12 protein-coding genes are annotated in these 12,587 nt (G+C 63.7%); 5 read left to right on the top strand and 7 right to left on the bottom strand.

Going from position 1 to position 12,587, the window contains the following annotated elements:
• Positions 1–7: 7 nt before the first annotated feature.
• From NKJ84_RS02890 to NKJ84_RS02875, 4 genes are all read right to left on the bottom strand, one after another.
• Positions 8–193, bottom strand: coding sequence for a hypothetical protein (locus NKJ84_RS02890; RefSeq protein ID WP_292665400.1), 186 nt, complete (start codon positions 191–193; stop codon positions 8–10).
• An 81-nt stretch (positions 194–274) separates the two neighbouring features.
• Positions 275–1,132, bottom strand: a complete 858-nt coding sequence (locus tag NKJ84_RS02885; RefSeq protein ID WP_352505244.1) for a S49 family peptidase — start codon at positions 1,130–1,132, stop codon at positions 275–277.
• 87 nt (positions 1,133–1,219) lie between these two features.
• Positions 1,220–2,020 carry a tRNA1(Val) (adenine(37)-N6)-methyltransferase gene (locus NKJ84_RS02880; protein WP_352505243.1) on the bottom strand — a complete coding sequence of 267 codons (801 nt, stop codon included), beginning with the start codon at positions 2,018–2,020 and terminating at the stop codon, positions 1,220–1,222.
• On the bottom strand, positions 2,020–2,244 hold the full coding sequence (locus NKJ84_RS02875) for a putative signal transducing protein (RefSeq protein WP_023674082.1): 225 nt from the start codon (positions 2,242–2,244) through the stop codon (positions 2,020–2,022). The genes NKJ84_RS02880 and NKJ84_RS02875 overlap by 1 nt, the downstream gene beginning before the upstream one ends.
• 160 nt (positions 2,245–2,404) lie before the next feature.
• Between NKJ84_RS02875 and NKJ84_RS02870 the strand changes: the two genes are divergently transcribed.
• On the top strand, positions 2,405–3,421 hold the full coding sequence (locus NKJ84_RS02870; RefSeq protein WP_352505242.1) for a polyprenyl synthetase family protein: 1,017 nt from the start codon (positions 2,405–2,407) through the stop codon (positions 3,419–3,421).
• A gap of 24 nt (positions 3,422–3,445) precedes the next feature.
• Here NKJ84_RS02870 and NKJ84_RS02865 read toward each other — a convergent pair whose 3' ends face one another.
• The gene (locus NKJ84_RS02865) at positions 3,446–4,882 is read right to left on the bottom strand and encodes an MFS transporter (RefSeq protein ID WP_352505241.1); all 1,437 of its coding nucleotides are present in this window, start codon (positions 4,880–4,882) and stop codon (positions 3,446–3,448) included.
• A gap of 104 nt (positions 4,883–4,986) precedes the next feature.
• On the opposite strand from NKJ84_RS02865, the gene NKJ84_RS02860 reads away from it, so the two are divergent.
• The 3 genes from NKJ84_RS02860 (at position 4,987) to NKJ84_RS02850 (ending at position 8,703) form a co-directional block, all read left to right on the top strand.
• Positions 4,987–5,592, top strand: coding sequence for a TetR/AcrR family transcriptional regulator (locus NKJ84_RS02860; protein ID WP_352505240.1), 606 nt, complete (start codon positions 4,987–4,989; stop codon positions 5,590–5,592).
• 209 nt (positions 5,593–5,801) lie between these two features.
• The gene (locus NKJ84_RS02855) at positions 5,802–7,577 is read left to right on the top strand and encodes a tetratricopeptide repeat protein (protein ID WP_352505453.1); all 1,776 of its coding nucleotides are present in this window, start codon (positions 5,802–5,804) and stop codon (positions 7,575–7,577) included.
• Between the two features lie 64 nt (positions 7,578–7,641).
• Positions 7,642–8,703, top strand: coding sequence for a glycine--tRNA ligase subunit alpha (locus NKJ84_RS02850; RefSeq protein ID WP_352505239.1), 1,062 nt, complete (start codon positions 7,642–7,644; stop codon positions 8,701–8,703).
• A gap of 102 nt (positions 8,704–8,805) precedes the next feature.
• Here the strand turns inward: NKJ84_RS02850 and NKJ84_RS02845 are convergent, their stop codons facing one another.
• Positions 8,806–8,979, bottom strand: a complete 174-nt coding sequence (locus tag NKJ84_RS02845; protein WP_023674088.1) for a hypothetical protein — start codon at positions 8,977–8,979, stop codon at positions 8,806–8,808.
• 236 nt (positions 8,980–9,215) lie between these two features.
• Here NKJ84_RS02845 and NKJ84_RS02840 point away from each other — a divergent pair, with 236 nt between their 5' ends.
• Positions 9,216–11,969, top strand: a complete 2,754-nt coding sequence (locus tag NKJ84_RS02840) for a glycine--tRNA ligase subunit beta (RefSeq protein ID WP_352505238.1) — start codon at positions 9,216–9,218, stop codon at positions 11,967–11,969.
• A gap of 35 nt (positions 11,970–12,004) precedes the next feature.
• Here NKJ84_RS02840 and NKJ84_RS02835 read toward each other — a convergent pair whose 3' ends face one another.
• On the bottom strand, positions 12,005–12,394 hold the full coding sequence (locus tag NKJ84_RS02835; protein ID WP_352505237.1) for a hypothetical protein: 390 nt from the start codon (positions 12,392–12,394) through the stop codon (positions 12,005–12,007).
• Positions 12,395–12,587 lie beyond the last annotated feature (193 nt).

The raw sequence follows: 12,587 nt of genomic DNA, 5'->3' as shown, positions 1-12,587 counted from the left end.
ACGACGGTCAATCCTTGGCCAGACGGTATTCGCCGGTCTTCGGATCCTTGACCAGTGTTCCCATCGTCCCGTTGGCCGTCTGCTTTTCGGCCCGACGTACCTTGGCGGTCACCCGCTCGGCTTCCCTGACGAAGGAGCGGTAGCCGAAATAGGCGGCAATGCCGACGACGGCGAAGAAAATGATCTGCGGCATGTCAAACTCCTCCCTCGCAAGGCCGGCAAGGCCGCCGGTCGGGTCGGTTGATGATTTATGCTAGACGCTTTCACCGGCTTTTCAAAGCCCGAAGCGCGCCCACAGCGCGCGCTCTTCCGCCGCATCGATGACGCCGCTTGCCGCGGCGGCAGCGATGTCGGGCGCCGACAAGCTCGAGCCGAACAGGCCGAAGCGGCCGAACAGGCCGCGCGGCGCGGTGATCAGCTTGAGCTGGGTTTTCGGCCCGAAACGGCTCTTCAGCACGCTGCGCATGTCGCCGAGCGCATCGACCAGCCCGAGTTCAAGCCCCTTCTTGGCCGTCCAGAACAGGCCTGTGAACAGGTCGGGATCGTCCTTGAGCTTGCTGCCGCGCCTGTCCTTGACGAGGTCGATGAAGGTCTCGTGGACCTCCAGTTGCAGCGCCTTCAGGCGCTCGACGTCCTCCTTCTTTTCCGGTTTGAACGGGTCGAGCACCGCCTTGTTCTGGCCGGCGGTGTGGACGCGGCGCTCGACGCCGATCTTCTTCAACAGCTCCGGAAAGCCGAACGAGGCCGACACCACACCGATCGAGCCGACGATGGAGGACGGGTCGGCAAAGATCTCGTCGCCCGCGACCGCAATCATGTAGCCGCCCGATGCCGCCACGTCCTCGACGAAAACCAGGACTTTCTTGTTCTTCTCGCTCGCCAGGTCGCGGATGCGCCTGAAGATCAGCCGCGACTGCACCGGCGAGCCCCCTGGCGAATTGATCGAGATGGCGACCGCCGGCGCATCGAAGGAAAACAGCTTTTCGAGAAGACCGGCGGTGGAAGCGAGCGACAGGCTCGGCCGGAACTGGCCGCCGCCGGGCATGATCGTGCCGTGCAGCCGGATGACCGGAATGGTGACGACGGTGGAGCGCCAGGATTTCGGCAGCAGGCGGTTGAAAAGGCGTTTCACGAGGGGGCGGTCTCCGGTCGATTTGCTTGAGGCATGTAGGAATTCGCCGGCCAACGGCAATGCCGTCACCCCGGCAATCAGAATGGATCAGTCTCCGAACAGCGACGCCAGCCCGTTATTGATCAGCTCTGCCCGCTCCGAAGGGCCATTGCCTGAGTAGGCATGCAGCATCAGCGGTGGCTGGATCGACAGCTTGCCGCGTGCGCCGAGTGCTGCCCGGACGACGATGCGGATCGCTGCCGCCTCGGGGCGAGGATGGACGGCCAGCATCTCGGCGTCGCCGAAGCGGCCGGCAACGGCATCGAGGATGGCGCCGAGCTGTTCCGGCCGGGCGATGACGGCCAGCCCGCCGCCCGGCCTCACCACCGCGGCCGCGCTGCGGATCCAGCTGTCGAACAATCCATCCTCCGAGACATGCGCGGCCTTTCTCAGCGGATCGGGCGTCGCGCGATCCTCGGCGGCATTGAACGGCGGGTTCATGATGACGAAATCGAAGCTGTTGTCCTCGAGGCCGGCGGCCGTTCGCGCCCGGCCCGACAGCGCGACATCGGCGACGAGCACCGAGGCGCGGTCGCTGAGATGCGCATTGCCGGGATGGGCAAGCGTGGTGGTGGCGAAGGCCGCCATTTCCGGGGAACGCTCGACAAGCACGGCCGCGGCAGCGGGGCAGCGCGACAGCACCGCCAGGCCCGCGGCACCGGCACCCGCGCCAAAGTCGGCCAGCCGCCCGGCGAAGGAGGACGGCACGGCAGCCGCCAGCATCATCGCATCCATGCCGGCGCGGTGGCCGGCCTTTCTCGGCTGCACCAGCCAGAAGCGACCACGATGGAAGGCATCGACCGTGTGAGTCGGCATGTCCGGGACAAGGGCAGCGGGCGACGCGGACATTATTTTTGGCGGATCTCGTTGGCGATGCCGGCATCCGTCAGGATGCGCCGTGCCGCATCGGCCTTGTCGGCGTCCACCATGACACGGCGGGGCAGGATGCCGATCGAGCCGTCGAGCACGCTCATGTTCTGGTCGGCGACGAAACAGCCGATACCGGCATCGCGCATCAGCGATTCGACAAACGAAATGATGACAGCGTCGTTGGTGCGGATGAGCTCTATCATCGGATGAAACTCGCAGTTTGCGGCGTTGATGTAAACGTAGGCGTGATCATGTACCAGAGCCGGCGCGCCAATTCGCCTCTTGCCGCACCGGTGGGTGACACCCTAGAGTCTGTCCAGGGACCATGTTGCCGTCGTGCATATCGAGGTTGGGAGTTTTGCCGTGGGTGTCGTTCTCAACATTGAAAACGGGAAGCGCGAAGCCGCCTCGATAAAGGACCTCATCGACCTGACCGCGGCCGACATGGGGCGCGTCAACAAATTGATCCTGTCGAAGGCCGGCTCCGATGTCGAGATGATCCCGGAGATCGCCAACCATCTGATCTCGTCCGGCGGCAAACGGCTGCGGCCGATGCTGACGCTCGCCGCCGCCCAGATGTTCGGCTATTCCGGCGACGGCCATGTCAAGCTCGCCACATCGGTCGAATTCATGCACACCGCGACACTTCTCCACGACGACGTTGTCGACGAAAGCGGCATGCGGCGCGGCAAGAAAACGGCGCGCATGATCTGGGGCAACCAGGCCAGTGTTCTGGTCGGCGATTTCCTGCTCGGCCAGGCCTTTCGCATGATGGTCGATGTCGCCTCGCTGGAAGCGCTCGACATCCTGTCGAGTGCGGCCTCGGTGATCGCCGAAGGCGAGGTGATGCAGCTTGCCGCCGCCAAGAACCTCGAAACCACCGAGGACGAGCATTTCGCCGTGATCAAGGCCAAGACCGCGGCGCTGTTCTCAGCTGCCGCCGAGGTCGGCCCGGTCATCGCCCAGGCGACGCGCAACGATCGCGCAGCACTCCGCTCCTACGGCATGAATCTCGGCCTTGCTTTCCAGCTGATCGACGACGCGCTGGATTATGGCGGCACCAGCAAGGATCTCGGCAAGAATGTCGGCGACGATTTCCGCGAGGGCAAGGTAACGCTGCCGGTGATCCTCGCCTATCGGCGCGGCACCAAGGCCGAGCGCAGCTTCTGGAAACGCGCCATCGAGGACAATGCCGCCGACGATGCCGGGCTGGAAAAGGCAATCGGCCTGATGCTCCGCCACAGGGCGATTGCCGACACCATCGGGCGCGCCCGCCATTTCGGCGAGATCGCCCGCGACGCCCTGGCGCCGCTCGAAGCGACGCCGCAGAAGTCTGCACTGATCGACGTCATCGATTTCTGCATCAGCCGGGTGAATTGACAGCCATCGGCGCCCGCGCCGTTCTCATCGCGCCTTTGCCGGAAGAACCATTGCTGCGAGCAGGCTGACGACGATGCCCGCCGCCGCGAACCAGAAGGCGACCTGGATGCCGTCGGCGACGGCAATTTTCAACGCATCGCCGGACAATTCGCCGATTTGGCTGTTCGCAATCGCGATCAGCACGGCCATGCCGATGGCGTTGCCGACATTGAGTGTCGTCGAAGCCATGCCCGAGGCGACGCCTTGCTGATCATGGGCAACGCCGGAAGCGGCGGCAATCCACATTGCGGTCCAGACGATGCCTTGTCCGACGCCGGAGACGATCAGGCCGGGTACGAGGGACAGATAGCTGCTCTCCGCGGTTGCGCCTGATACCATCAATGCAGTGCCGACCGCGCCGACGATCATGCCGCCGACCAGCGTGCTGCGCGTGGAAAAGCGCGTCGCCAGACGCTCGCCGGCTTGCGTGCCGGCGGCGATGGCGACCGACGGCACGAGAAAGGCGAGGCCCGTCTGCAAGGCAGTGAAACCGTGCACGTTCTGCAGCAGCACGGTGAGGAAGTAGGGCAGCGCTCCGAAAGTCGCCATGTAGAGGAAGGTTATCGTCATGCCGGCGACGAGGCTGCGGTTGTAAAACAGGCGCAGCGGCATCAGCGGATCGGCGCTCTTCGCCTCGATCATCGTGAAGGCGATCAGGAAGAATGCCGCCAGTGCTGCGCTGACGATAATTGCGGTCGATCCCCAGCCATATTCAGGCCCCTGAACCAGGGTGAAGACAAGCAGCGTCGCCCCGGCGGTGACGGTCAATGCGCCCGGCAGATCGAAGCTACGGTGCTCGTGCCGCTTGCGATCGCGCGGGATGATGGCGAAAGCCGCGATGATGGCGATCCCGGCCAGCAGCACGTTGACGTAGAAGACCGACGGCCAGCCAAAGGCGCTGGTCAGAAACCCGCCGGCAAGCGAACCGAACGTCAGGCCGCTGGCGCCTGCGCCGCCCCAGACGGCGAGCGCCCGGTTGCGTTCCGGTCCTTCGGCGAACAGACGGTTGATCAGCGACAGCGTCGCCGGAAACAGGAATGCGGCGCCGATGCCTTGGACCGCGCGTGCCGCAATGATGATTTCCGGTGACCATGCCAGGCCGCCGACAAGCGAAGAAAGCGCGTAGAGCCAGAGTGCGAAGATGAAGACGCGGCGCTGGCCGATCAGGTCGGCGGCCCGGCCGCCGAACAGCAGGAAGCCGCCGGTAAAGACCGTGTAGGCGCTCACCACCCATTGCAGGGTCTGACCGGAAAATCCGAGGCCGGCGCCGATCTCCGGCAGCGCCACGAAGACGATGTTGAGGTCGAGCGAGATGATGAGCTGCGCGAAGGCGAGCAGCGCCAGCGTTACGCCGCGCTTCACACCGGTCGTCCCTTGCGCTGCGATTGCGCCGAGCGGCGCGCGTTGATCCAGTGAACTCATGTCGGTCTCCTTGTCGACTATTATTTAATGATCGACAAAGAATCGGGATTTGCAATCCGAAGTCAAGAGGATTATTTGTTGATCGACAAAAATTGGAGGTCGCAATGGCGGGAAGGCCAAGGGAGTTCGACCGCGACCAGGCGCTGGAGAAAGCCCGGGACGCTTTCTGGAGACGTGGCTACGAGGGCACCTCGATGGCCGATCTCGTTTCGGCGCTTGGCCTCGCATCGGCGCGCATCTATGCCGCCTTCGGCTCGAAGGAGGATCTGTTTCGCGAAGCGGTGGCACTTTACGAGGCCAATGAGGGCGGCTTTGCCACGCGCGCGCTGCAGGAAGAACCAAACGTCCGGCGCGTCATCGAGCGCATGCTTCGCGACGCCGTCGAAATCTATACGCGGCCGGGGCAGCCGCAGGGCTGCATGGTGGTGACGGCCGCCACCAATTGCGCCGTCGAAAACGACGCCGTGCAGCAATGGCTGGCGGAGCACCGGCTGGCGCGTACCGCATCGATCGTCGAGCGGTTGAAGCAAGCGGTGCGCGATGGCGAATTGAAGCCGGGTACCGACGCCGAGACGTTGGGTGATTATTACGCCACGCTGATGCACGGCCTTTCGGTGCAGGCACGCGACGGCGTGCCGAAAAAGCGGCTGCACGATCTTGTCACCGTCGCCATGCAGGCGCTCGACGCAAGCCTTTCGCAAACGTCCTGAGTTCCAGGCCGTGACGCCGGTTTCCCATTGTCGGATTGTCGCAATGCGGTCGTACGACCTCTTTCGGCATGGTTTATTAGTTGCTTGACCCGATTGTGAATTCGGGCCGGGTTGAAGCGTGACCCCAAAAAGGCCATGCTTTACCTGTAAAGATCGAGTCTACGGCGATCCCGCTGACGCGGAGATGGCGTTTGGCTGAAAGGGATATGATGCGGCAAGGATATGCGCGCTGGCTGACGGGGCTGGCAATCGCGACGGGCATGGCGATCTCGGCTTTGCCGGCGCATGCCAGACAGACCGCCGAGCCGGTCAGGATCACATCCTTCTCGGGAGCCTATCTCGCGGCGCGGATTGCCGAAGGCGACAACGACCTCGACAGCGCCATTTCCTATTACAAGCAGGCGCTTGCGTTCGATCCGAACGATACGGGACTGCAGCAAAGCCTGATGCTGTCGCTGATCGCGCAGGGGCGCTTCGACGAGTCCCTGGTCTATGCCGACAAGCTCAAGGCGATTCCCGACGTCGAGCGCTTCTCGCGCCTGGCGCTGGCCATCGATACCTTCCACAAGAAGGATTTCTCCAAGGCCGAATACTGGCTCAAGCTTTCGCTCGAATCCGATCTCGACCGGCTGATCTCCGGCGTCATGACCGGCTGGGCCAAGCAAGGTGAGGGCGACGCCGGCGAGGCCATGGCTTCCATCGACAAGCTGCAGGGCCCCGACTGGTTCAGCCCGTTCAAGTCGTTCCACCGTGCCTTGATTGCCGACGCCTCAGGCCTGCCCGACAGGGCGGATGCGCTCTACACCGCCACCCTGCAAGACACGGCCGCTGGCGGTGCGGCCCCCGAAACGTGGATGCGCAACGCGCAGGCCTACGCCTCTTTCCTCGCCCGCAGAGGCGACAAGGCCAAGGCGCTGTCGGTGCTCGACAAGGCCGAGGCGTTTGCGCCCGGCAAGGTCGAGATTGCATCGCTTCGCGACAAGATCAACAAGGGCGAAAAGATCGAACCATTCGTTGCCGGTCCCTCGGACGGCGCCTCGGAGATCCTGCTCGATCTCGCCACCGCGCTCAACCGCGGCGGCGGCGAGCCGTTCGTGCGGCTCTATCTGCGATATGCCCTGGCGCTGCGGCCCGGCAACGACGCGGCGCTCGTTCAGCTTGCCGCCGTCGCCGAGCAGTTGAAAGACGGCGAGGGCGCCATCGCGCTCTATCGCCGCATTCCCGCCGGCTCGCCGCTGAAGGAGCTTTCGGACCTGCAGCTTGGCCTCAACCTTGCCGATCTCGACCGCAATGACGAGGCGATCGCTCACCTCAAGGCCATCGTCGATGCGCATCCAGACGACATGCGCGCCTATCTGGCGCTCGGCGGCGTCTATTCCGCGAAGGAGGACTTCCGCTCCGCCGCCAATCTTTACGACAAGGCAGTCGAGGTGCTGAAGACGCCGACCGCCGCCAACTGGAACATCTTCTACCAGCGTGGCATCGCCTATGAGCGACTGAAGGAATGGCCGAAGGCCGAGCCGAATTTCCGCAAGGCGCTGGAGCTCTACCCCGACCAGCCGCAGGTCCTGAACTATCTCGGCTATTCCTGGGTCGACAAGAACATGAACCTCAAGGAAGGCCTCGCGATGATCCAGAAGGCCGTCGACCTGAGGCCGAGCGACGGCTACATCGTCGACTCGCTGGGCTGGGCCTATTACCGCCTTGGCCAGTTCGAGGACGCGGTGCGCGAAATGGAACGCGCCGTTTCGTTGAAGCCGGAGGATCCGGTGCTCAACGATCACCTCGGCGACGCCTACTGGCGCGTCGGCCGCAAGCTGGAAGCCACCTTCCAGTGGAACCAGGCCCGCGACCTGAAGCCGGACCCGGATGTGCTTGCCGCCTTGCAGCAAAAGCTGATGAAGGGCCTGCCGCCGATCGAATCCAACACGGCGCAGGAAACCCCCAAGGTGAAGCCCGAGCCGGCGCCCGCCCCGAAGGGGTGACCCCATCGCCTTGACGGTCGCCGAGCGGCACTCTACGAGGTGCCGCATCCCGCCGGAGGCCGCCGTGACCGTTGATATTCCTGCCGACATGCATCCCAGCCGCTCGTTCCAGGGGCTGATCCTGACCTTGCATAATTATTGGGCGGACTATGGCTGCGTCGTCCTCCAGCCTTACGACATGGAAGTCGGCGCCGGCACATTCCACCCGGCCACGACATTGCGCGCGCTCGGCCCAAAACGCTGGAACGCCGCCTATGTCCAGCCCTCGCGCCGCCCTAAGGACGGCCGCTATGGCGAGAACCCGAACCGGCTGCAGCACTATTACCAATACCAGGTGATCCTGAAGCCCAATCCGCCCAATCTGCAGGAGCTTTACCTCGGCTCGCTGGCCGCGATCGGCATCGATTCGCTGCTGCACGACATCCGCTTCGTCGAGGACGACTGGGAAAGCCCGACGCTGGGCGCCTGGGGGCTGGGCTGGGAGTGCTGGTGCGACGGCATGGAGGTGTCGCAGTTCACCTATTTCCAGCAGGTCTGCGGCATCGAATGCGCACCGGTAGCGGGCGAGCTCACTTACGGGCTGGAGCGGCTGGCCATGTATGTGCAGGGCGTCGACAATGTCTACGACCTCAATTTCAACGGCCGCGAAGGCGCCGATAAGGTGACCTATGGCGACGTCTTCCTGCAGGCCGAGCAGGAATATTCGCGCCACAATTTCGAATTCGCCAACACCGCGATGCTACTGCGCCATTTCGAAGACGCCGAAGCCGAGTGCAAGGCGCTGCTACAAGCCGGCGCCCCTGTCTCCCCCCTTGAGGGGGAGATGCCCGCGAAGCGGGCAGAGGGGGTCATCTCAGAAGGCACCTCAAGTCAAGCGTCGAGCACTGTGCGGGCGACCCCACCCGGCCCTTCGGGCCACCCTCCCCTCAAGGGGGAGGGTTGTCACCGCATGGTATTCCCAGCCTACGACCAGTGCATCAAGGCCAGCCACGTCTTCAACCTGCTCGACGCACGCGGCGTCATTTCGGTCACCGAGCGCCAGAGTTACATCTTGCGGGTGCGCAATCTGGCCAAGGCCTGCGGCGAGGCGTTTCTGCTGACCCAGGCGGGCGGAATGGCGGCTTAAAGCGCGTCGCGTTCGACCGGCCTCATGCGACGCGCTTTAAGTTCTTGTTTTGATGCATGTCGTTATCGCAAAACCGCTGCACACTTTTGCGCGACATGCACATTAGCTCCAGGCGATTTCGACAGGAGCGCTGATTGGCAACGTACCTTGGCCGCTTGCACCGGCTATTGTCCGCAGCGCTTGCCTGACGCCGGGCATCGAGAACGTGCCATGCACCTGTGCTGTAAAACAGGCGCTGAGCGCGAGGATCTGCAGGAATGTCGATGCCGTTTTCATTCGTTTAGCCAATAGTTCTCTGCCTGAGCGTCGGTCGCTTCAGCGCTGCGTTCGGTTGATGGAAATCTTTGACCCAAGGACGGGCGGACCGCTTCGTGTCCGACAGGCGGATGAATTTTTTCGGAAATCGCCGTTGGATGCCGCGATCGTGCAGGCCCGACTTTGCTGGGAAGGGTGACAGCGGCCGGCCGAGTTGCTATGCCCCGCCCGGACCATTTGCCGCGTGAGCACACTCAATGCCCGACCTGCTTTTAGAACTCCGTTCGGAAGAGATTCCTGCTCGTATGCAGAGAAAAGCTGCCGGCGACCTGAAGAAGCTGCTGACCGACGGTCTGGTCGAAGCCGGGCTGACTTATGAGGCGGCGCGCGAATATTGGACGCCGCGCCGGCTGGCGCTCGACATCCGCGGTCTGACCGCCCGCTCGAAGGACATAAACGAGGAGATCAAGGGCCCCTCGACCAAGGCGCCCGAGCAGGCGGTGCAAGGTTTTCTGCGCAAGGCCGGCCTTGCCTCGATTGCCGACGCGCATGTTCATTCCGATCCGAAGAAGGGCGACTTCTATGTCGCCCATATTGCCAGGCCGGGCCGGCCGGCCGAGCAGATCATCGCCGAGCTGGTGCCGGGCATCATCCGCAACTTTCCCTGGCCGAAATCGATGCGCTGGGGGCCGGCTTCGGCCAAGCCCGGCTCGTTGCGCTGGGTGCGGCCGCTGCAATCGATCCTGTGCACCTTCGGCCCCGAAACCGAGGAGCCGGTGGTGGTCGATTTCGAGATCGACGGCATCCGCTCGGGCAATGTCACCTACGGCCACCGTTTTCATGCGCCGGGCGCCATCACGGTGCGCCGCTTCGACGATTATGTCGCCAAGCTTGAGGCGGCCAAGGTCGTGCTCGATGCCGACCGACGCAAGGAGATCATTCTTGCCGATGCCAGGAACCTCGCCTTCGCCAGCGGGCTCGACCTCGTCGAGGACGACGGGCTGCTGGAGGAAGTGTCGGGCCTGGTCGAATGGCCGGTCGTGCTGATGGGCGAATTCGAGCAGGACTTTCTGACCATTCCGGCCGAGGTGATCCGGCTCACCATCCGCGCCAACCAGAAGTGTTTCGTCACGACGCGCCAAATCTCCCCCCTCGAGGGGGAGATGTCGCCGCAGCCGACAGAGGGGGTCGCCTCGCGTGGATCGGCGGCATCCCCTGTCCGCGATAGGGAGTCGCGTCAGGTTGTGCCGACCCCCTCTGGCCTACCGGCCATCTCCCCCTCAAGGGGGGAGATCAGCCAGTCGCCGCTCTCCAACCGCTTTATCCTGACCGCCAACATCGAGGCCAAGGACGGCGGCAAGGAGATCGCCCACGGCAACGGCAAGGTGGTGCGCGCGCGCCTGTCCGACGCGCTCTATTTCTGGAAGACCGACCAGGGCGACCTGCCGGATCTCGACCAGTTGCAGGCATCGGCGCAAAAGTTCGGACTTGATCTCAAAAAGCCGCTCGACCAGCGCATGGCCCGCCTCGACCACCTCAATGTAACGTTTCATGCCAAGCTCGGCACGCAAGGCGAGCGGGTGGAGCGGATTGCCAGGTTGGCCGAAGAACTGGCACCAATCGTGGCGCAGTCGATCTCCCCCCTCGAGGGGGAGATGGCCGGCAGGCCAGAGGGGGTCGCCTCGCGTGAAGCGCCGGCGTCCTCTGTCCAAAATAGGAAGCCGCATCAGGACGTGCCGACCCCCTCTGTCGCCTTCGGCGACATCTCCCCCTCGAGGGGGGAGATTACCGCGCTCGCACGTCGTGCTGCCGTCCTCGCCAAGGCCGACCTCACCACCGAGGTGGTCGGCGAGTTCCCGGAACTGCAAGGCGCCATGGGCCGCAAATACGCGCTGCTGCAAGGCGAGCATCCTTCGGTCGCCGCCGCGATCGAGGAGCACTACAAGCCGCAGGGCCCGTCCGACCGCGTGCCGACCGATCCGGTATCGGTCGCCGTGGCGCTCTCAGACAAGCTCGATACGCTGGTCGGCTTCTGGGCGATTGATGAAAAGCCGACCGGATCGAAGGACCCCTACGCGCTGAGAAGGGCGGCGCTGGGGGTGATCCGGATCTTGGTCGAGAATGAGGTGAGGATAAGCCTTTTGGCGTCGTGGCACGACAACTGGCTTGCAATTGCTAAGCACCTATACGGCAATAAGATTGGCCATGAGTTTGAGGCTTTGAGATCGACCGGATCGTTCCTTGAGCCACGAACACTTCGTCGGACCTTGAACGAGTACATCGCAACAAAGAGATCTGAGATTGCGGACGCCGCGCCCGCGTTGGGCGAATCTTTGACGAACAAAGAAGATAACCTCCTCGCCTTCTTCCACGATCGCCTAAAGGTCTATCTCCGCGACCAGGGCGCGCGGCATGATCTGATCGACGCGGTGTTGGCGGCAGGTTCGCGCCCAATCTCCCCCCTAGAGGGGGAGATGTCGGCGAAGCCGACAGAGGAGGGCGCTGTCCCGCCAGCCTCTCATTCTGTCGCGCCCCCCTCCGCCCTGCCGGGCATCTCCCCCTCTAGGGGGGAGATTGGCCTATCGCAAAACGACGATCTCCTGCAGATCGTCCGCCGTGTCGAGGCCCTTGGCTCCTTCCTCGACACCGAGGACGGCAAAAACCTGCTTGCCGGCACCAAGCGCGCGGCCAACATTGTGGCTGCCGAAGAGAAGAAGGGGACGGCAATCGCAAGCCGCGTTGAGCCGGCTCTGTTCCGGGAGAACGCCGAGAAAACCTTGTTTGCGGCGGTCAATCAGGCCGAGAGGCAAGCCGGCGAAGCAATTCAAAACGAAGACTTTTCCGCCGCCATGCTGGCGCTTAGCGTGTTGCGCGAGCCAGTTGATTCATTCTTTGAGAAAGTCCTGGTAAACGATGAGGACCAGGCGGTGCGCGCCAATCGCCTGGCATTGCTCGCCCGCATCCGCGCGGCGACGGACCGGGTCGCCGATTTCTCGAAAATAGCCGGCTGACATCCGCGAAAAAATCATCGCTTGTGCTTCAGGCCCTATTTGGGCTGGTCGGGAGCTCCTGGCGGCGCAGGCTGCGGCGCGGCCGGCTCAGGGGTTTTGCTGGCGACCTTTGGATCGGCCTTGCTGTTCGCGGCGGGCGCGGTAGCGGTGGCCGGCGCGGCTTTGGGCGCGGGCGTTGCAAAGGCATCGCCGACGATACCGCCGCGAATGATCATCGGGCTTCCGTCGAAGCCATGACTCGGCTGGCTCGGGATTGCCGCGACCTTTTCATCGGTGACGTTTTCATTGACGTCAGGCAACTTCTCGCCGAGCGCGACGATCGACGGTGTTTTCGCCCGTTCGAGCGCGCTGGCACTTACCACCGACGGCGTTGCCGTCGTCTGCCCGACAAAAACGAGCGATGAAGCCTGCGCCGTGCCGGCCATAACCGCCAGGCCAAGCGCACCAACGATACGCATCGAAAGCATGATAGTTCCCCTTGTCCAAGAAGACGGCACCCTAGCCGAGGGCAATTGATGCCGGCTTGCGAGGAAACATAGCATTTTAGCGATTTGCGATTCGCCGACGCCTGGGCTTGCCCGCCCGGCGTCGCCGTATTAGGCACCCGCATCCGTGAGG

Origin of the sequence: Mesorhizobium sp. M0048 (genome assembly GCF_040323405.1) — a bacterium.
In the GTDB taxonomy this organism is placed as follows: Bacteria; Pseudomonadota; Alphaproteobacteria; order Rhizobiales; family Rhizobiaceae; genus Mesorhizobium.
Note: the sequence above shows the minus strand (reverse complement) of the source record. Positions and strands in the feature narration are given on the sequence as shown.